This window comes from Variovorax sp. F042, assembly GCF_057814215.1.
On sequence record NZ_JBVASX010000014.1, the window covers coordinates 121,527 to 139,794 of the forward strand.

The 18,268-nt window shown below is 68.6% G+C and carries 16 protein-coding genes; 6 read left to right on the plus strand and 10 right to left on the minus strand.

Annotated features, from left to right (window positions below):
- Entirely contained in the window at positions 1 to 2,604 is a 2,604-nt protein-coding gene (locus ACZYSP_RS29720; protein ID WP_489018046.1) for an FtsX-like permease family protein, read from the minus strand.
- A gap of 81 nt (positions 2,605 to 2,685) precedes the next feature.
- Here ACZYSP_RS29720 and ACZYSP_RS29725 point away from each other — a divergent pair, with 81 nt between their 5' ends.
- On the plus strand, positions 2,686 to 4,110 hold the full coding sequence (locus ACZYSP_RS29725; RefSeq protein WP_489018048.1) for a serine hydrolase domain-containing protein: 1,425 nt from the start codon (positions 2,686 to 2,688) through the stop codon (positions 4,108 to 4,110).
- A 30-nt stretch (positions 4,111 to 4,140) separates the two neighbouring features.
- Here the strand turns inward: ACZYSP_RS29725 and ACZYSP_RS29730 are convergent, their stop codons facing one another.
- The 5 genes from ACZYSP_RS29730 to ACZYSP_RS29750 all read right to left on the minus strand — a co-directional run bounded on the left by ACZYSP_RS29730 (position 4,141) and on the right by ACZYSP_RS29750 (position 8,831).
- The gene (locus tag ACZYSP_RS29730) at positions 4,141 to 5,373 is read right to left on the minus strand and encodes an RNA polymerase sigma factor (protein WP_489018050.1); all 1,233 of its coding nucleotides are present in this window, start codon (positions 5,371 to 5,373) and stop codon (positions 4,141 to 4,143) included.
- Positions 5,370 to 5,732 carry a YciI family protein gene (locus ACZYSP_RS29735; protein ID WP_093057816.1) on the minus strand — a complete coding sequence of 121 codons (363 nt, stop codon included), beginning with the start codon at positions 5,730 to 5,732 and terminating at the stop codon, positions 5,370 to 5,372. The genes ACZYSP_RS29730 and ACZYSP_RS29735 overlap by 4 nt, the downstream gene beginning before the upstream one ends.
- Positions 5,733 to 5,888: 156 nt before the next feature.
- Positions 5,889 to 7,250, minus strand: coding sequence for an NAD(P)H-dependent oxidoreductase (locus ACZYSP_RS29740; RefSeq protein WP_489018052.1), 1,362 nt, complete (start codon positions 7,248 to 7,250; stop codon positions 5,889 to 5,891).
- Between the two features lie 4 nt (positions 7,251 to 7,254).
- Positions 7,255 to 8,130, minus strand: coding sequence for a phytanoyl-CoA dioxygenase family protein (locus tag ACZYSP_RS29745; protein ID WP_093079974.1), 876 nt, complete (start codon positions 8,128 to 8,130; stop codon positions 7,255 to 7,257).
- Positions 8,127 to 8,831, minus strand: coding sequence for a GntR family transcriptional regulator (locus ACZYSP_RS29750; protein ID WP_489018054.1), 705 nt, complete (start codon positions 8,829 to 8,831; stop codon positions 8,127 to 8,129). Before ACZYSP_RS29750 ends, ACZYSP_RS29745 begins: the two co-directional genes overlap by 4 nt.
- A 115-nt stretch (positions 8,832 to 8,946) precedes the next feature.
- Here ACZYSP_RS29750 and ACZYSP_RS29755 point away from each other — a divergent pair, with 115 nt between their 5' ends.
- Positions 8,947 to 9,912, plus strand: a complete 966-nt coding sequence (locus ACZYSP_RS29755) for a threo-3-hydroxy-L-aspartate ammonia-lyase (protein ID WP_489018056.1) — start codon at positions 8,947 to 8,949, stop codon at positions 9,910 to 9,912.
- Between the two features lie 4 nt (positions 9,913 to 9,916).
- On the opposite strand, the gene ACZYSP_RS29760 is transcribed toward ACZYSP_RS29755, so the two are convergent.
- The 4 genes from ACZYSP_RS29760 to ACZYSP_RS29775 form a co-directional block, all read right to left on the minus strand.
- On the minus strand, positions 9,917 to 11,257 hold the full coding sequence (locus ACZYSP_RS29760; protein WP_489018058.1) for a TIGR03118 family protein: 1,341 nt from the start codon (positions 11,255 to 11,257) through the stop codon (positions 9,917 to 9,919).
- A 226-nt stretch (positions 11,258 to 11,483) separates the two neighbouring features.
- Entirely contained in the window at positions 11,484 to 12,137 is a 654-nt protein-coding gene (locus ACZYSP_RS29765) for an ABC transporter ATP-binding protein (RefSeq protein WP_489018060.1), read from the minus strand.
- Positions 12,134 to 13,159, minus strand: a complete 1,026-nt coding sequence (miaA, locus tag ACZYSP_RS29770) for a tRNA (adenosine(37)-N6)-dimethylallyltransferase MiaA (protein WP_489018062.1) — start codon at positions 13,157 to 13,159, stop codon at positions 12,134 to 12,136. The genes ACZYSP_RS29765 and miaA overlap by 4 nt, the downstream gene beginning before the upstream one ends.
- A 52-nt stretch (positions 13,160 to 13,211) precedes the next feature.
- The gene (locus tag ACZYSP_RS29775) at positions 13,212 to 14,129 is read right to left on the minus strand and encodes an AraC family transcriptional regulator (protein ID WP_093177610.1); all 918 of its coding nucleotides are present in this window, start codon (positions 14,127 to 14,129) and stop codon (positions 13,212 to 13,214) included.
- A gap of 162 nt (positions 14,130 to 14,291) precedes the next feature.
- Here ACZYSP_RS29775 and ACZYSP_RS29780 point away from each other — a divergent pair, with 162 nt between their 5' ends.
- The 4 genes from ACZYSP_RS29780 to ACZYSP_RS29795 are packed head-to-tail and all read left to right on the plus strand — an operon-like array spanning position 14,292 to position 18,259.
- Complete coding sequence (locus ACZYSP_RS29780) at positions 14,292 to 15,143, plus strand: SDR family oxidoreductase (RefSeq protein WP_489018065.1); 852 nt, start codon at positions 14,292 to 14,294, stop codon at positions 15,141 to 15,143.
- On the plus strand, positions 15,140 to 15,496 hold the full coding sequence (locus tag ACZYSP_RS29785; RefSeq protein WP_143047766.1) for a c-type cytochrome: 357 nt from the start codon (positions 15,140 to 15,142) through the stop codon (positions 15,494 to 15,496). The genes ACZYSP_RS29780 and ACZYSP_RS29785 overlap by 4 nt, the downstream gene beginning before the upstream one ends.
- 32 nt (positions 15,497 to 15,528) lie before the next feature.
- On the plus strand, positions 15,529 to 16,002 hold the full coding sequence (locus ACZYSP_RS29790) for a (2Fe-2S)-binding protein (protein ID WP_440533976.1): 474 nt from the start codon (positions 15,529 to 15,531) through the stop codon (positions 16,000 to 16,002).
- Positions 16,003 to 16,012: 10 nt separating this feature from the next.
- A complete protein-coding gene (locus tag ACZYSP_RS29795) occupies positions 16,013 to 18,259 on the plus strand; it encodes a xanthine dehydrogenase family protein molybdopterin-binding subunit (protein ID WP_489018067.1) in 2,247 nt (748 codons plus the stop codon).
- Positions 18,260 to 18,268: the final 9 nt, after the last annotated feature.

Here is an 18,268-nt window from a genome sequence, read left to right on the forward strand (position 1 = left end):
CTACCAGTCTTCCTTCACCGCCAGCACCACGTCCTTGCCGGCGGCGGCCCGGCCTGCCATCCAGGCCGTCACGGTGCCGGCGGCGACCACCGCCGCGCACAGTGCCAGCAGGCGGCCCCATGGCACCAGCAGGTCCATGCTCCAGTGGAAGCTCTGCGGGTTCACGACCTTCACGAGCACCACGGACACGGCCAGCCCCAGTCCCAATCCGGCCACGGCGCCGATGGCGGTCCACGCGGCGCCTTCACCGGCCACCACCGCCAGCACTTGCCTTCGCGTGAAGCCCAGGTGCGCGAGCAGCCCGAACTCCTTGCGCCGCGCCAGCACCTGCGCGCTGAAGCTCGCGGCAATGCCGAACAGCCCGATGGCGATGGCCACCGCCTGCAGCCAGTAGGTGACGGCGAAGCTGCGGTCGAAGATGCGCAGCGAGGTCGCGCGGATCTGCCCCACCGATGCGATCTCGACGGACTCGGCGGACGAGCCGCCCTGGCGTGCTGCCAGAGTGCGCACTGCAGTCTGCACCGCGCCTTCCGACGCTCCGGGCGCAAGCCACAGCGCCACGTCGCTCACATTGCGCTCGCCGGTGATGCGCTCGAAGTCCCGCGCATCCATCGTGACTGTGCCGAACTGCCGCGCGTAGTCGCGCCACACGCCCGCCACGAAGAACGTCTGCGCCTTCTTCGAGCCCGCCCGCAGGCCCATTGCATCCGACAGCGGCGTGAATGCCGTGCCCGGCTTCGCGCCATACAGCTCCACCATCGGCTCGCTCACGTAGATGCCGATCTGCCCCTCGGGCACGGGCAGCGCGGCACCCACCAGCGGCAACGACTGCGTTGCCCCGCCTTCCAGGCTGCGCGCAATCAGCGTCACGGTGGGCCGTGTCGCATCGAGCTGCAGCGATTGCGTGCGCAGCGTGCCCGTGCGCGCCACGCCGGGCAACTGCGCCAGCGACTGCACGAAGGCCGGCGAGAAAGTCGCGGTGTCGGTGCTGCTGCTGTTGCCGCTGTTGCTGCCGCGTCCGCCCGAGGTGGCGCGCACGTACAGGTCGGCCGGCAGCACCACGTCGAGCCAGTGCGTCACCGAATCACGAAAGCTCGCGACCATCACCGTGAGTGCGACCGCCAGGCTCAGGCTTGCCACCACGCCGCTGACCGCCACGGCGGCCGTGCCGCGCATGCGGCGCGCGCGCTCCACCGCCAGCATCGGCAGCACGCGTCGCGCGAACATTGGCGCCACTCGGTCGTACAGCAGCGCGATCAGCCAGGGCAGGGCGGTGATGCCTCCGACCAGCAGGCAGCCCACCGACAGGTATGCCGCCACCGGGATGCCGCCGATGGCCGGCACGTTGGCCAGCACCGTGCCCAGCGCGATCAGCCCCAGCGCCAGCCAGTGGCCGTTGCCCTGCGTGGGCGCGGCGCCCAGGCCCTTGAGCGTCTGTGCTTCGGGCAGCGCCTGTGCCGCGCGCGCGGGCCACCAGCCGCCGACCAGCGCGGCCAGCACGCCCAGTCCGCCGTACAGCAACGCCGAGCCCGCGCTCCAGTGCAGCGTGGGCGCCACGCCTTCGAAGTACCCGCCACCGAGGTCGCCGCCCAGAACGCGCAACGCAAAGGCCGCGAGCGCCGTACCCAGCGCGAGACCCGCCGCGCTGCCGATCAGCCCCAGCACCAGCGATTCGGCCAGCACCAGCCGCAGCCGTTCGCGCGGCGTGAGGCCGAGCACGCCGAGCAGCGCGAACTGCTGCGCGCGCTTGGCCACGCTGAGTGCCAGCACCGAGAACACCAGGAACGCACCCGTGAACAGCGCCACCAGCGCCAGCACCGTCAGGTTCACGCGGTAGGCGCGCGACAGATTGCTCACGCGCTGCGCCGCATCACCGGGCTCGGCAAACTGCACGCCCGCTGGCCAGCCCGGCGACTGCTGCAGCGAGGCCATGAAGGCGGCCCTGTCGGTGCCGGGCGCCAACCGCAGGTCGATGCGGCTGAGCCGGCCGATCTGGCCGAACAGCTCTTGTGCCGCCGCGATGTCCATCACCGCGAGCGCCGTGCCGCTGGCGGCGACATGGCCGGCCACGTCGAGCTTGTGCCAGGCGTCGCCGCTGCGCAGTTGCATCGTCTCCGTCGTTCCGGCGGGCGTTTCCGCCGGCAGGCCCAGTGCGCCGCGCGCTGCGGCGTTGAGGAACACATGGCCCGGCGCGAACAGCGAGAAGCGGTCGGCACCGGCCACGGCCTGCGGCATCAGCGCGGGCGCGATGGTCGGCAGCACCAGCGCATCGACGCCCATCACGCGCATCGGCACCTGGCGCTCGCCGGCCAGCGCCAGGCCCTGGAACTCGACCACGGGGCTCGCCAGCGCCACCTGCGGGTGCCGGGCCAGCCGCTCGAACACGGCCTCGTCGAAGCCGCCCTGCACGGCGCGCACTTCCAGGTCGGGCTGGCCGTTGACAGAGCGCACCGCGCTCGCGAACTCGTCGAGCGCCGACGCATTGATCAACTGCACCGAGAAGGCCAACGCCACGCCCAGCATCACGGCCAGCACAGCCGCCGCATTGCGCCAGGGGTGGTGGCGGAGTTCCTGCCAGGAGAAGGTGGTGAGCAATGCGCGCATCGGGCAATTGTCGCGGTGCGCGCGGTGTTACACCGCCGTGGCACGATGGCGCCTCTTCGACGACGCCTGAGGAATCCGACGATGCGGCTCTTGCCCCGTGCCCTGTACCGCCCCTGGCTTGCGGCCTGGCTCATCGCACCGCTGCTGGCAGGCCACGCCGCCGCACAGCTTCAGCAACCCCTGACACTCGCCAGTGACCCGACGGTGCTGGCCAAAGCCGCTCTCGGTGCCGAGCGTGGCACGCTGGTGGTGGGCACGCTGCGCAACGGCCAGGCGTCCTACGGCGCCGCCTACAACCCCGAGCCTCCGTCGTCGCCGCGCGCCATCGCGGCTAGCAGTGCCGAGCAGCCGATGTTCGAGATCGGCTCCGTCACCAAGGTCTTCACCGGCCTGCTGCTCGCGCAGTCGGTGGAGCGCGGCGACCTCAAGCTCGACGACACCGTGGGCAAGCTGCTCGCCGGCAAGGTCGAAGGCCTATCGTCCGCCGTGACCTCGGTCACGCTGCGCCAGCTCGTCACGCATACGGGCTGCATGCCCGTGATGGCCGATGGCGTAACGGGCGGCGCACCGCTCGCCGAGCAGTTCCGCACCTTCGACAAGCCCATGTTCTGGGCGTCCCTCGCGCGCATCAAGCTCACTGCCGCCGCACCGCCGTGCGAGGGCGCGTACAGCAACTTCGGCATGGCGTTGCTCGGCCAGTTGCTGGCCGAGCACTACAACACCTCGTGGGGCGAACTGGTGCGCGCGCGCATCACCGAGCCGCTGGGCATGAACGACACCGTGATCTCGCTCGGCGACAAGGCCTCGCGCATGGCCCCGGCCTTTGCCGGCGACCGCCGCCAGCCGCTGTTCGACATGCTGGCCTACGCGCCTGCCAGCGCGCTGCGCTCCACCGCCGCCGACATGATGACCTTCAGCCGCGCCATCCTCGCGGGCGCCGGCGGTCCGCTCGGCCCGGCCGCCGCGCGCATGCTTACGCCGCTGGCGCGCTACGAGGGCGCCGATATCGGCTACGCAGTGATGGTGCGCGGCCCCGAAGGCGGCCGGCGCACCTACTGGCACGCAGGCGTCACCGAGGGCTACCGCACGCTATGGCTGCTCGCGCCCGACACCGGCGAAGCGATGATCGTGCTCAGCAGCAACGCACGCGCGCCGATGCAGCCCGTGATGCTGGCCATCGGCAAGAGCCGCTACCCGGTGCCGACGGTGGAAGTGCCCGTCGATCCGAAGCGGCTGGAAGACTACAAGGGCGAGTTCCGCGTGACGAGGGCCAAGTCGCTGAGCTTCACCGTGCGCAGCGGCAAGCTGCTGGTGCGCGAGACCGGGCGCGGCTACAACGCGCTCACGCCCACCGGCAACGACCGGTTTGCCGTGACGGCCATCGGCGCGCAGTTCGTGTTCCGGCGGGATGCGGGGAACGCGGTGGTCGCGGTGTCTCTGACGCAGGGTGGCAGCCAGCTCGATGCGAAGCGGGTGGGGGAATCGGTCGCTGTGCCGCAGGAGTGACTGCGGTGGATTCACCGAAAAGCCGTTTGCTCAGAGCCGATCCGACATCGCATGCAGGTACGCGCGAACCGCCGCGCTGGCGCTCAGGCCGATGGCGCGGTCATAGGCTTGCCGCGAGGCGGAACGTGCGCCGCCGGCCGCGAGCAGGTGCGCACGCGCCGCCCAGAACGGCTGGTAGTTCGCTACCTCCAGCGCGGGAATGGCTTCGAGCGCCCGCAGACCGATTTCGGGGCCGCGCGCGTTCGCCAGCGCGCAGGCCCGGCTGACCTGGGCACCGATGCTGGGCCGCAGCGCCAGCAGGCCTTCGTACAGCGACACCAGCACTTCGGGCGCGACCGGCGCGCCCACGCGGCGTTCGCAATGGGCCGACTGGATGGCCGCTTCAAGCTGGTATGCACCGAGAGATTTCATGTCCGATGCCAGCCGCAGACAACGTTCGGCCTCCGCGAGCAGGTCCGGGTCCCAACGCAGCGGGTCTTGCTGGTCGAGCGGCACGTACGCGCCGGTCTCGCTGCGACGGGCCGCGGCGCGGCTTTCGCAGAACAGCATCAGCGCGAGCAGGCCCAGCGGCTCGGGCTCGTTCGGCATCAGGCCGCACAGGATGCGGCAGAGGTCGATGGCCTCGGCCGTGAGGCCGCGGGGCAGGGCGTCGGCGCCGTCCACGTCGTCCCAGCCGGTGCCGTAGGCGGCGTAGATGCCGTCGAGCACGTCCTGCAGCCGCTGCGGCAGGTCGCGCGCCTGCGGGTATTCGAATGGAATGCCGGCTGCGCGGATGCGGGCCTTGGCGCGAACCAGCCGCTGGCCGAGCGTGGCTGGCGCGGTGAGAAAGGCGCCGGCCATGCGTGCCGCGTCGAGGCCGAGCACGGTCTGCAGCATGAGCGGCGCGCGCGCCGGCGCGTCGATGGCCGGGTGCGCGCACACGAAGAGCAGGCGCAGTCGCTCGTCGGGCACGGCCGCGCCGTCGGTGGTGCCTTCGTCGACCTCGCCGGCCAGCAGCAGCAGGCTCTGCGTGGCCGCGTCCTGCACACGGGTGTGGCGCCAGGCGTCGAGCTTGCGGTGCCGGGCCACGCTCAGCAGCCAGGCATCGGGCTGCACGGGAATGCCGTCGGACGGCCAGCGCTCGAGCGCCCGCGCGAAGGCGTCGGCCAGTGCGTCTTCCGACGCGGCGATGTCGTGCGTGCGCGCCGACAGGATGGCCAGCAGCCGCCCGTACGAATCGCGCGCCGCCCGTTCGGCGGCCCGGTGAGCCGCCGGGTCGCTCATGCCGCTACGGCGGTCGCCATGAACACAGGCCGTATCTCGACCCCGCCACTGGTCGCGCAGGGCGCGCGCGCCGCCCACTCGAGCGCGGCGTCGATGTCGGGCACGTCGACCACGAAGTAGCCGCCGAGCTGCTCCTTGGTGTCGGCGAAGGGGCCGTCCTGCACCTGGCGCTTGTCGCCGCGCACGCGCAGCGTGGTGCCGGTCATGGGCGGGAAGAGGCCGTGGCCGCCGAGCGAGATGCCGGCCTGGCGCACGGCGTCGGCATACGCGACCCAGCTGGCCCGGTAGGCCTGCGAGGACGCGTTGTCGCGCTGTTCGAATTCGGCCGCGGGCTGATAGAACATCAACATGTACTGCATGGTGTCTCTCCGTCAAGGAAAAGGCTGTTGAGCAAGATCGCTCACCACAATGACGGCCCGCCGGCGGTCATTTCGACACGGGGTTTGTGTCGAGCAGATTATTTTTTATGCGATTGCCGTTTGGCGCAACGGTTGCACCACCTATGCCCTAGGCCGTCATGCCGCCCTGGCCCTGATGGAGGGTGCGAACATGGTTTCCATTTCGTTGCGAAGCCTGTAGGCGGCAGTCGTCGTGTCGATCGCCACGTCGGCCCAGCTCAGGCTCTGGCCCTTCTTCACCGGGCGCACCAGCTTGACGTTGTGCGCCAGCCCGAGCGGCAGGCCGCCCAGGCGCAGCGAGCGCTCGGCCGGCAGCAGCTTGCCCCAGACTGTGTAGCCGCCTTCGCCGTCGAGCATCTCGCCCGCCGCGAGGTCGCGCTTGGCGGTGGCGACCACGTCGGCGTTCCAGCAGATGGCCACGCCGGTGGGCTCGCCGCGCAACGCCACGCTCGCCACCGACATGCTGACCTCCAGGCCGATCAGGTGCCAGCGCTTGTAGAGCGTGAAGTAGCGCCCGCTCGGGTCGGTGTGGGCGTTGTATTCCTCGAAGCAGTTCTTGATGTAGTCGGTCTCGGCCTCTACCGTGACCCACACGCCCATGCGGATGTCGTAGGGAATCTTCCGGCCATCGGCTTCGAGCGATGACACCACCTCGACCATGCCCTTGCGTTCGAGCACGCCGCCTTCGCTTTTCGGCCGCGTGACGAAGGGAATGTCTTCCACGCTCGCGGGCGGATAGAGCAGGCCGTCCGAAGGCACCGTGAGCCCGGTGGCGTTGGCCACCGCCGAGCTTTCTATCGACGGCTTGGAGCCGTCGAGAAAGCTGTTGAACATCTTCGGGTTGAGCCCGCCGCGTTTTGCCTGCTCGGGCGTGAGGCCGTAGTTGCCCCACACCGTCTCGGGCGTCGATTCGGTGAAGTGCGGCAGCCACTTGTGGCCGCGCCCGGCCGCCACCACCGGAAAGCCGCAGGTGCGCGCCCAGTCGACCAAGTCGCAGATCAGCGCGGGCTGGTCGCCGAAGGCCAGCGAATAGATCACGCCGGCCTGCTGCGCCCTGTGCGCAAGCAGCGGGCCGCAGAAGGCGTCGGCCTCCACCGTCACGTTGACCACGTGCTTGCCGTGCGCGAAGGCGTCGAGGCAGTGGTCGACCGCGGCGATGGGGTTGCCGGTGCACTCGACCACGATGTCGATGGAAGGCTCGCGCGTCACGGCCTGCCAGTCGTCGGTGATCCAGGTGGTGCCGTGCTTCAGCGCCTCTTGCACCGAGCCAGCCGCGGCGCGCTCGGGCTGCCAGCCCACGCGTTCGAGGTTGACGCGGGCAGCGTCAGGCGAAAGATCAGCAATTGCCACCAGCTGCACGCCGGGCGTGCGTGGAATCTGTGCGAGGTACATCGAGCCGAACTTGCCGGCGCCGATCAGGCCGATGCGGATGGGGCGGCCTTCGGCGGCACGTTGTTGCAGGCGGGCGTGCAGGCTCATGGGGTCAGGCCTCCGCGGTGTCGAGCACGTCGAGCGAGGTGCGCAGTGCGCTCTCGGGCAGGCCGTTTTTCCACGGCACATCGACCGGGTACGGCTTCAGCAGGCAGTCGTCGGGCAGCATCTCGATGGGCGTGAAGTCGCGGTGCGCGATGTACTCGGGCCGCTTGTGGCGCCGGATGTGGTTGCTGACCGCGCACAGGCTCAGGTACACCGCCACGCGGTTGAAGGGCGACAGATTGCTGCCCGAGGCATGCACCAGGCAGCTGTGGAACAGGATCATCGAACCGGCCGGTCCCTTGGGCGAGACGATGCCGCCGTGCTTGCCGCCCGCGCGATCGACCAGTTGGCGGATCAGGTCGTTGTCCACGGTCCACAGCGGGTAGCTGGTGGTCGTGAGGTCATGCTTCGCATCGACCACGCCCTTGCGGTGGCTGCCCGGAATGAACATCAGCGGGCCGTTGTGCTCGGTCACCTCGTCGAGAAAGATCGCGACGTTCATCGCGCGCTCGGTGGGCATCAGGTCGTCGTTGAGCCAGGTGCCGTAGTCCTGGTGCCACTGCCACACGTCGCCTTCGAAGGCCATCTTGCCGTTGATCTTGAACTGGTGCATGTAGACCTCTTCCTCGAAGAGATCGGTCACCGGGCCGACCATGCGCGGGTGGCGCGCCAGCCGCGCAAAGGGCTCGCTGATGAGGTGCGCGGCGAAGTTCGTGCGCACGGCGTCGGAGCCTTTCTCGCGCACGTTGAAGGCCTCGCGCCTGCTGTAGAGATCGGGCACCGCGTCGGTCAGCACCTTCGTCTCTTCGGCCGAGAAGTGGCCGGGGAAGAACAGATAGCCGTCGCGCTCGAACTGCGCGCGTTGCTCGGGGGTCAGCTTCATGCCTTGTCTCCTTTTTTCGTGGGAATGACGGATGCGGCTCGCGCCAGTTGCTGCGCGAGCCGTTCGCTCAGTGCCTCGCTGGCCCGCGAGACGTGTTCTTCGCTCAGGCGCGAGGCGCGCTCGACATTGCCGGCGGCAATGGCCGCGGCAATCGCCTCGTGCTCGTCCCACAGCGATTCGCGCTGCGGCTCGGCCTGCAGTACCGCGCCCATGGCACGACGCAGGTGGCGCCAGTGCGGATCGGCGCTCTGGCCGATCAGCGGGTTGCCAGATGCCTCGTAGATGGCCTGGTGAAAGGCCACGTCGGCGTCGATCATGGCTTCGACATTGCGCCCGCGCGCTGCGCGCCGGCCGCGCTCGATGAGTTTCGGATCGATGCGAAAACGCTGCTGTGCCGCCAGCCGAGCGGCCAGCACGTCGAGCGCGCCGCGCACCTGGTAGACCTTGCGCATCGCTTCGGCTTCCAGCGGCGCGACCAGTACGCCACGGCCAGGTGCGTCGAGCACGAAGCCGTCTTTCTTCAGCAGCCGCAGCGCCTGCAGCACGGGCTGGCGCGACACCGAGAGGCGCTGCGCGATGTCTTCCTGCGTGATGCGCTCGCCGGGCGCGAGCGTGCCGCTGCTGATGGCGCCGAGCAGGGCGCGGTAGACCTGGTCGACGAGGTCGGGGGCGGCTTCGATGCTGACGAGCTGGGCTGGCATGGGCGGCTTTCTTTGAACTCTGTATACAGAGTACGGAGTTCACGGCCGACGCGTATCCCGGGTTTTTACCCATCGGGGCTGCAAAAATTTGCAAGCCGCCGCTAAGCTCGGACACATGCAACTACCTACCTACGACGACGTCATCGCCGCGGCCGAGCGGCTCGAAGGCCACGCCCACCGCACGCCGGTGCTGCGTTCCACCACCGCCAACGAGCGCTGGGGCGCCGAGTTCTTCTTCAAGTGCGAGAACTTCCAGCGCATGGGTGCGTTCAAGTTCCGCGGTGCGTTCAATGCGCTGTCGAAGTTCGATGCCACGCAGCGCAAGGGCGGCGTGATTGCGTTTTCATCGGGCAACCATGCGCAGGCCATTGCGCTGTCGGCGCGCCTGCTGTCGATGCCGGCCGTGATCGTGATGCCGAAAGACGCACCAGCCGCCAAGGTCGCCGCCACCAAGGGCTACGGCGCCGAAGTGGTGATGTACGACCGCTTCACCGAAGACCGCGAGGCGCTCACCAAGAAGCTGGCGCAGGAGCGCGGCATGACGATGATTCCGCCCTACGACCACCCCGACGTGCTGACGGGGCAGGGCACGGCGGTGAAGGAGCTGATCGAGGAAACAGGCCCGCTCGACCACCTGTTCGTGTGCCTGGGCGGCGGCGGGTTGCTGTCGGGCTCGGCGCTGTCGGCGCGTGCGCTGGCGCCTGATTGCAAGGTCTACGGCGTGGAGCCCGAAGCGGGCAACGATGGCCAGCAGTCGTTTCGCGCGGGGAAGATCGTGCACATCGAAACGCCGAAGACCATTGCCGATGGCGCGCAGACGCAGCATCTGGGCGAGTACACCTTCGGCATCATCCGCCGCGACGTGGACGACATCTTCACCGTTACCGACGAGCAGCTCGTCGATGCGATGCGCTTCTTTGCCGAGCGCATGAAGATGGTGGTGGAGCCGACAGGCTGCCTCGCCTTCGCGGGTGCGATTGCTGCGGGCAAGGCGATTGCCGGCAAGCGCGTGGGCATCGTGATCAGCGGCGGCAACGTCGACCTGTCGCGCTACGCGACCTTCCTCGCGCCGCAGACATAAGGCTTCAGGCCGTGCGCAGCGAACCGAAGAGCCCTTCGGTTTCGTCCTGCGGCCCGGCCGCGAAGTACAGCGCATTGCTGTCGCCGAGCGCCACGCCATTGCCGAACTGCAGGCCCCAGAGGCCGGCGATGGACACGGGCCAGTCCTGCGCATCGCGCAAGTCGTCCACATACTGGCCGCTGGCCGGATCGAAAGCGCAGATGCGGCCCGCCCCGCCGAAATTGCCGACCAGCAGCAAGCCCGACAGCGCGCCGAAGTCAGCGGGCGCAATGGCCACGCCCCAGGGCGCGTTGAGCCGGCCGTCATCCGCATAGACGCGCAGCAGACGACCATCCAGATCGAATTCGGCGAGCCTGCCGCGCGAGGGGCGATTGCCCGTTGCGGCTTCGGCCGCGGCATCCAGCGCATCTTCCTCGCCGGCGTGGAAGGCATGCGCTTCGGCTGGGCCGGCCTGGCTGATCGCATACAGCACGAACACCCGGTCCCGGGTTCCGTCGTTCACCACCTGGATGTTGAAAGGCACTGGGTCGCCCGGCCGTGCCGCGCCTGCCGGTCCGCTCGCGAAGGGGTTGGCGAAGCCCTGCGTCGGCACCAACTGCCACTGCGCGTCCAGTGTGCGTATCTGCGGTTGCGCGCCGAGGTCGGCCAGCCACAGCCGGTCCCAGCGGCCGGTGTGGATGGCGGCGCCGAAGAAGGCCATGCCCTGATCGGCACCGTTGAAGACCTCCACGGCCGGGCCGTCCATGCGCACGATGGCGCCGCTGTCTGCATCGCGCTCGGTCCAGGCGCTGACGCTACCGCTGTCGGTGACGAAGACGAAGCGCGCCGAACCGTCCAGCGTGCGCTCGCCGGCCGGCTGGCCTTGCACCCGGAACAGGTCCGAAGTCAGGGCCGCGCCGTTGAACACGACGCCGGTGACCTTGCCTGCGCTGTCGTCGCTCGTGCTGGCATCCGAGCCCGGTACGGTCACTTCGCGCAGGCCGTCTTGGTGCAGTGCGCGCAATGCCGGGTCGGCCGAACGCGTGACGTCGCCGAGGTATTGCCAGGAGATGCCACCGCCGCCAACCCAGAAATGGCCGCCGGCACCGGCCGGGCGGATGGCGATGCCCCAGCCGTTGATGAATTCCGGCTCCGTGAAGGAAGCGCCGTAGCGGGTGTGGCTGGCCAGCAAATTGGCCTGGCGGTATCGGTTGACAGCGGCGCTATTGCTGCTGCCGCTGTTGCCGCCACCACAGGCGGCCGGCGCTGATGAACATTGGTTGGCAGCGGTGTCGTTGCCCCCGCCACAGGCGACTAGCGCCGATGAAGCGAGCGTGCCTAGAACGAAGTTTCTTCTGTCGAGCATGAGTGATCCCCTGATTGCATTGCAAAGCCGTTTTATGAATTGGCTGAGCACGCGGGACCACCATGCCTTTGAAGCAGATGAACTGCAGGCGTCGGTGTGTTCGCAGGTGGCTTGGCTACGGGCCGTCGAATGCTATGAGCACCCGTCTTGGAGGTTCAAAAATCCGGCTCTGTTTCTGCCAACTTTTGCCGGACTTGGCGATGGCATTGGGCGTAGCCAGGAAGTCTCAGGTGGCGATGCCGTCGGCGCGCAGATGCAGCAGGCGGTCCGCGCGGGCGGCCGCGCTCTCCGAGTGCGTCACCAGCACCAGCGACGCACCATGCTCGCGGGTCTGCCCGATCAGCAGTTCCATCACCTTCGTGGCGGTGGTCGGGTCGAGATTGCCCGTGGGCTCGTCGGCCAGCAGCAGGGCGGGGCGGTGCACCAGTGCACGCGCAATCGCCACGCGCTGCAACTGGCCGCCCGACAGCGTCTGCGGCAGCCGCGCGCCCATGCCGGGCAGGCCCACCGCTTCGAGCATGTGGGCGACGCGGCCGTCGTTGTCCTTCTGCTGGCCCAGCAGCATCAGTGGCAGCGATACGTTCTGCGCCACGTCGAGGTGCGGCAGCACATGGAAGGCCTGGAACACAAAGCCCACGTGGCGCCGCCGCCAGAGCGCGCAGGCTTCGCCGTCGAGCGCGCCGATGTCGGTGCCGTCGTGCGTCACCGTGCCCTGGTCCCAGCTGTCGAGGCCGGCCATGCAGTTGAGCAGCGTCGACTTGCCGACGCCCGATTCGCCCACGATGGCGACGAATTCGCCGGGCTCGACGCCCAGCGTCACGTTCTCGAAGACAGGCGCATCGCCGTAGTGCTTGCCGAGGTTGGAAATGCGCAGTGTCATCCGGATTGAGTGGTCTTGGCGATCAGTTGAACGGCGGTCTGCACCGCGTCGGGGGCGTCGCAGGCGATCACGGTGCGTTGCGGCATGCTGCGCAGCCAGGTGATCTGCCGCTTGGCAAGCTGGCGCGTGGCGGCAATGCCGCGTTCGCGCAGATCGGCGATGGCTTTGGCGTCGGGCGCGGCGTCGCCGCAGGCGTCGAGCGTTTCCCAAGCCTGCCGGTAGCCGACGCAGCGCATCGAGGGCAGGTCGGTCGACAGGTCGCCGCGCGTGCGCAGTGCGCGTACTTCGTCGAGGAAGCCGGCTGCCAGCATCGCATCGAAGCGCTCGGCAATGCGCGCGTGCAGCCAGGCGCGGTCGGTCGGTTCGAGCGAGAACAGCACGCCGCCTTCGACCGCACTGGCAGTCTTGTTGTCGCTCGCATGAAAGCTCGACAGCGGCTGGCCGCTGCTTTCCCACACTTCGAGCGCGCGCTGGATGCGCTGGCTGTCCTGCGGCGCCAGCCGTGCGGCCGTGACCGGGTCGACCTGCGCGAGCCGCGCGTGCATGGCGGGCCAGCCGAGCGTGGCGGCATCGGCATCGATGCGCGCGCGCACCGCGGCGTCGGCTGCGGGCATGGCGTCTATGCCGTCGAACAGCGCCTTGAAATACAGCATGGTGCCGCCCACCAGCAGCGGCAGCGCGCCGCGTGCGCGAATCTCGCCGATGAGCCGCGTGGCATCGGCCACGAAGGCGGCCGCGCTGTAGCTGTCGCGCGCATCGAGGATGTCGATCAGGTGATGCGGCGCGGCAGCCTGCTCGGCGGCCGTGGGCTTGGCGGTGCCGATGTCCATGCCGCGGTAGACCAGTGCCGAGTCGACGCTGATGATTTCGACCGGCTGCAGCCGCGCCAGCGCCAATGCGGCGGCCGTCTTGCCCGAAGCGGTGGGGCCGGCAAGCGCCACGTAGCGCGGCGGACCGGAACGCGCAGCGGCGGGCGATGCCGGGGGAGCGGCCTCGGCGGCCGGTGCGGAGCTGGGAAACATGATGCGCCGAGGGTAGCAAATGGCGCGCGCCGGTCTGCAGCGCGGGTCTTGCTCAGGTCGTTTCCCGCATCCGCTTGATGTCGCGCAGCGGCGGCGCTCCAAACAGACGGGCGTATTCGCGGCTGAACTGCGAGGCGCTTTCGTATCCCACGCGCACTCCCGCGGTGCCGGCATCGATGCCCTGGTTCAGCATCAGTTGCCGGGCCTCTTGCAGGCGCAGCTGCTTCAGGTATTGCATGGGGCTCATGCCCGCCACGGCACGAAAGTGCTGCCGGAACGTCGATGGACTCATATGCACGGAAGCGGCCAGTTCGTCCGCCAGCACAGGCTGCGTGAAATTCATCTTGAGCCAGGCCATGCTCTGCGCCACCTGCTGGCCTGGAGAGCCGACTGCCACGAGGCGCTGCAACTGCTGGCCATGGCGCCCGGCGAGCAGGCGAACGGCGATTTCCTGCTGAAGCAGTGGAGCGATCTGCGGAATCAGTTTGGGCTCGGCCAGCAGCTCGACGAGCCGCGTCACCGTGCCGAGCAGTGTCGGATCGAGATCGCCGAGCGACATGGCTCGATAGCTGTAGTCCTTTGTCGGTTGGGGCAACGCCATCTCGGCTGCCGCCTGCACGATGGCGCGAGAGTCGAGCTTGAGCATGATGCCCAGAAAAGGCCGCGCGGCACTGGCCTGGGTGACATGCGCCACGACGGGAAGGTCAGCCGTGGTCAGCAGCGATTGCCCAGCGGCGTAGTCGAAGAATTCCTCGCCGAGCGCAACCCGCTTCTGCCCACTGACAGTGATGCCCACACCAAAGCCATAGATGCAATGAACAGGCTCGGTCGTGGCGCTGCGACGGTGGAGCGAGAGTTCGGGAATGGCGGTGATGAAGTCGCCGTCATTTTTGACAACGCTTCCGACCGCTTTGGCCAAGCCGCTCAGGACGGCCGATTCGCTTTGCTGCGTCAGCTGCGGCGCTTCCATTTGAATCCTTTCGGGGTGCTCCGGCAAAGTCTAGCTCGCGCATTTCGCTCGGTCCGCATTTCTGGCGCAGTCTCATCGTTTCAGGCAAGAACACGCGCGCTTTCGGCAAACGGGTCGACGGTTCCTGGGCAGACACTGGCACCAACCGAAAGGAACATTCCCATGACCGACAAGAAAACCTGGTTCATCACCGGCGCAGGCCGGGGCCTGGGCGTCGACATCGCCAGGGCAGCGCTGGCCGCAGGCCACGCCGTCGTGGCCACTGGCCGCGACCCCGCGAAGGTGGCTGCGGCCATCGGCCCCCATGCAGACCTGTTGAGCGTCAAGCTCGACGTTACCCGCCTCGACGACGCACAGGCAGCAGTGGAGGCCGCCATCGCGAAGTTCGGGCGCATCGACGTCCTGGTCAACAACGCGGGCAACTTCTACGCCGGCTTCTTCGAGGAGCTGAGCCCCGAGCAGGTCCGCAACCAGATCGAGACGCTGCTGTTCGGCCCGATGAACGTCACCCGCGCCGTGCTGCCGATGATGCGGAAGCAGCGCTCGGGCCTGTTGCTCACCATCTCTTCGACTGCGGGGATTGCCGGCGGAATGTTCTGCACTGCCTATGCCGCGGCAAAGTTTGGCGTCGAAGGATGGATGGAGTCGCTTGCCCCTGAGCTTGCCCCCTTCGGCATACGCACCATGCTGGTGGAGCCGGGCTTCTTTCGCACCGAGCTGCTCACCGCCGGTTCGACCACTTTCGCCGAGCCGAACATCGACGACTACGCGGAGCGCACCAGGGAGACCGTTGCCGCCTGGAGCAGCATGAGCGGCAAGCAGGGCGGCGACCCCGCCAAGCTCGCCGACGCCATCGTGCGGCTTGCCGCGCTCGAAGAGCCGCCGGCCCGGTTCGCCGCAGGTGCCGATGCCGTGCAGACCTTCGAGGCCAAGGCCAACGCGCTGCTTGCGCAGGCGGGCGCCCATCGCGGCCTGTCCACGTCTCTTGCCCACGACGACCGGGGACAGCAATGACCAACGATCGCACCGCAGCTGTCCAGCGTTCCTTTGCCGCTTCCCTCGTCGTGGCGCTGGGTATTGGCGTGAGCGTCGTCGCGTGGCCGGCACGCGCAGTGGCCAGCCAGGCGCTGGCGCAGAAGTACGCGTGCGTCGCATGCCACCAGGCCACAGCCAAAGTGGTGGGTCCGTCCTGGAAAGACATCGGGGCAAGGTACGGCGAAGGAAAGGGAACTGCCGCGCAGCTGGCTGCAAGCATCAAGGCCGGCAGCTCGGGAAAGTGGGGCCCGATGCCGATGCCGCCGCAAACCCAGATCCCCGATGCCGACGTGCAGTCGCTCGCGCAATGGCTGCTCGACGGCGCCAAGTGAATCAGATCCAACCTACCTAGGAAGAACCGAACATGAGCGCGCTCCACATCAACGGCCGTGAACACACGGTCGACGCCGACCCCGGCACTCCCATCCTCTGGGCCTTGCGCGACACGCTGGGCATGACCGGCACCAAGTTCGGCTGCGGCGCGGCGCTGTGCGGCGCCTGCACCGTGCATCTGGACGACCAGGCCATCCGTTCGTGCATCACACCCATCTCGGCCGCCGAGGGCAAGAAGATCACCACCATCGAAGCAACGACCAGCGGCAGCGATCGGGTCGGCGCAGCCGTGCACACCGCATGGGTCAAGCACGACGTGGCGCAATGCGGCTACTGCCAGAGCGGCCAGATCATGAGCGCGACGGCCTTTCTCAAATCGCTGCCGCGAGGCAAGCAGCCCAGCGCGGAGGAGATCGATTCGGCCATGGTCGGCAACATCTGTCGCTGCGGCACCTACGCCCGCATTCGCGCCGCCGTGGCCGATGCGGCCAAGACCCTCGCTTGAAGGAGCCGCCATGCTGCCCAACATCGACTACCGCGAACTGCCGCGCGCCATGCAGCGCCTGATGACCCAAGGTCTGACCGGCGAAGCTGCCACGCTGCCTCGCCGCAGCTTCCTGAAGATGGCCGGGGCTGGCGGCCTCGCGCTCGGCGCCTTTCCTCACCTGGCCATGGCGCAGGCCGACGGTGCGGCGCAGGCGACTGGCGCGCTCAAGCCGACGCAGCAGCCATCGGCCTTCGTGCAGATCGCTTCCAACGGCGAAGTCACGGTGACCATCAACCGGCTGGAATTCGGCCAGGGTGTGCAGACCGGCTTGCCAATGATCCTGGCCGAGGAACTCGACGCGGACTGGGCCCTGGTGCGCAGCCGCAATGGCTCGAACGACGCCGCCTACGTCGACCCGCTCTTCGGCATCAACATGACCGGCGGCTCCCACTCGATCAAGAACAGCTTCACGCAGTACCGCGAACTGGGTGCCCGTGCCCGGGCCATGCTGCTGTCGGCGGCAGCGGCGCGCTGGAAGGCCGATGTGGCCACGCTGCGCACGCAGGCCGGCATGGTGCTCGGCCCGGGCGGCCGCAAGCTGGGCTACGGAGAGTTGGCTGAAGCTGCCATGGCCCTGCCGGTGCCGGAGAAGGTCACGCTGAAGAATCCCAAGGACTTCCGGATCATCGGCCGTCCGACCACGCGCCTGGACGCGCGCGCCAAGAGCAGCGGGCGCCAGGACTTCGGCATCGACGTGCGGCATCCGGGCCAACTCACGGCAGTCGTGGCGCATCCGCCGGTGTTCGGCGCTCGCCTGGCCTCGGTGGACGACAGCGCGGCGCGCGCCGTCAAGGGCGTGAAGGCCGTGCTGCGCGTGCCGCTGGACCGCGGCGCCGAAGGCGTAGCCGTGGTGGCCGATGGCTACTGGCCCGCCAAGCTGGGCCGCGACGCGCTGAAGCTGCAGTGGGACACGGCCTCCGTCGAGAAGGTGGACACCGAAAAGCAACTGGCGCAGTACCGCGAGTTGGCCGGCCGCCCAGGCTCACGCAAGTTCGACGCCGACATGGCACCGCTGGCCACCGCGCCTCGCCAACTGGAAGCCGAGTTCGTCTTCCCCTATCTCGCTCACGCACCCATGGAGCCGCTGAACTGCACCGTCAAGCTGTCGAACGGGCGCGCCGAGCTGTGGGTCGGCACTCAATGCGCCGGGCTGGACGCTGCCGCCGCCGCGCGCGTGCTGGGCCTCAAGCCCGAGCAGGTGACGGTGCATGTGCAGATGGCGGGCGGCGGCTTCGGCCGGCGTTTCGTGGGCACCAGCGACTTCGTGGTCGAGGCCTGCGAGATCGCCAAGGCCGCGCGTGCCGCCGGCTTCGACGCGCCGGTGCGCCTGCTGTGGAGCCGCGAGGACGACATCAAGGGCGGCTACTACCGCCCCATGCATCTGCACCACGCACGCATCGGCTTCGACGAGCGCGGCAGGATCCTGGCGTGGGACCACGTCATCGTCGGCCAGTCGATCACCACTGGCACGGTGTTCGGGCAATTCCAGGTGAAGGACGGCATCGACGCCACGGCCACGGAGGGCATGCGCGATCCGTACCCGCTGTCGATGCGCCTGACCGTGCATCACCCCCAGGTCAACGTGCCTGTGCTGTGGTGGCGCAGCGTGGGTTCCACCCACACCGCCTTCGTGATGGAGACCCTGATCGACGAGATCGCCCGCAGCACGAAGCAGGACCCGGTGGCCTATCGGATGCAGCTCTTCGCAGACAAGCACCCACGCCACCGCGCTGCGCTGCAACTGGCCGTGGACAAGAGCGGCTACGGCAAGAAGCAGCTGCCGGACGGTCGTGCCTGGGGCGTAGCCGTGCACGAGTCATTCGACTCCGTGGTGGCCTATGTGGTGGAAGCTTCGGTGAAGGACGGCCAGCCGGTGCTGCATCGCGTCACCAGCGGCGTGCACTGCAACCTGGCGGTCAACCCGCGCAGTGTGGAGGCGCAAGTGCAGGGCGCGGCGGTGATGGGGCTGTCGACGTGCCTGTCCGGCGGTGCGATCACGTTGAAGGACGGCGTCGTGCAGCAGAGCAACTTCGGCGATTTCACCGTAGCCCGAATCACCAACATGCCGGAGTTCGATATCCACATCGTGCCCAGCGCCGATGCGCCCACCGGCATGGGCGAGCCCGGCCTGCCTCCACTGGCGCCTGCGTTCGCCAACGCCATTGCACGGTTGACGGGCAAGCCCTTGCGCCAGCTGCCCTTCAACCTGGCTTGACGGCGGGCG

Bases quoted from the DNA above. Each gene is read 5' to 3' on its own strand.
- ACZYSP_RS29795 (WP_489018067.1), top strand. From the start codon at position 16,013: ATGCTGCCCAACATCGACTACCGCGAACTGCCGCGCGCCATGCAGCGC.
- ACZYSP_RS29735 (WP_093057816.1), bottom strand. From the start codon at position 5,732: ATGCAGTACATGTTGATGTTCTATCAGCCCGCGGCCGAATTCGAACAG.
- ACZYSP_RS29725 (WP_489018048.1), top strand. From the start codon at position 2,686: ATGCGGCTCTTGCCCCGTGCCCTGTACCGCCCCTGGCTTGCGGCCTGG.
- ACZYSP_RS29720 (WP_489018046.1), bottom strand. From the start codon at position 2,604: ATGCGCGCATTGCTCACCACCTTCTCCTGGCAGGAACTCCGCCACCAC.
- ACZYSP_RS29740 (WP_489018052.1), bottom strand. From the start codon at position 7,250: ATGAGCCTGCACGCCCGCCTGCAACAACGTGCCGCCGAAGGCCGCCCC.
- ACZYSP_RS29760 (WP_489018058.1), bottom strand. From the start codon at position 11,257: ATGCTCGACAGAAGAAACTTCGTTCTAGGCACGCTCGCTTCATCGGCG.
- ACZYSP_RS29790 (WP_440533976.1), top strand. From the start codon at position 15,529: ATGAGCGCGCTCCACATCAACGGCCGTGAACACACGGTCGACGCCGAC.
- ACZYSP_RS29785 (WP_143047766.1), top strand. From the start codon at position 15,140: ATGACCAACGATCGCACCGCAGCTGTCCAGCGTTCCTTTGCCGCTTCC.
- ACZYSP_RS29750 (WP_489018054.1), bottom strand. From the start codon at position 8,831: ATGCCAGCCCAGCTCGTCAGCATCGAAGCCGCCCCCGACCTCGTCGAC.
- ACZYSP_RS29755 (WP_489018056.1), top strand. From the start codon at position 8,947: ATGCAACTACCTACCTACGACGACGTCATCGCCGCGGCCGAGCGGCTC.
- ACZYSP_RS29765 (WP_489018060.1), bottom strand. From the start codon at position 12,137: ATGACACTGCGCATTTCCAACCTCGGCAAGCACTACGGCGATGCGCCT.
- ACZYSP_RS29745 (WP_093079974.1), bottom strand. From the start codon at position 8,130: ATGAAGCTGACCCCCGAGCAACGCGCGCAGTTCGAGCGCGACGGCTAT.
- ACZYSP_RS29775 (WP_093177610.1), bottom strand. From the start codon at position 14,129: ATGGAAGCGCCGCAGCTGACGCAGCAAAGCGAATCGGCCGTCCTGAGC.
- ACZYSP_RS29780 (WP_489018065.1), top strand. From the start codon at position 14,292: ATGACCGACAAGAAAACCTGGTTCATCACCGGCGCAGGCCGGGGCCTG.
- ACZYSP_RS29730 (WP_489018050.1), bottom strand. From the start codon at position 5,373: ATGAGCGACCCGGCGGCTCACCGGGCCGCCGAACGGGCGGCGCGCGAT.
- miaA (WP_489018062.1), bottom strand. From the start codon at position 13,159: ATGTTTCCCAGCTCCGCACCGGCCGCCGAGGCCGCTCCCCCGGCATCG.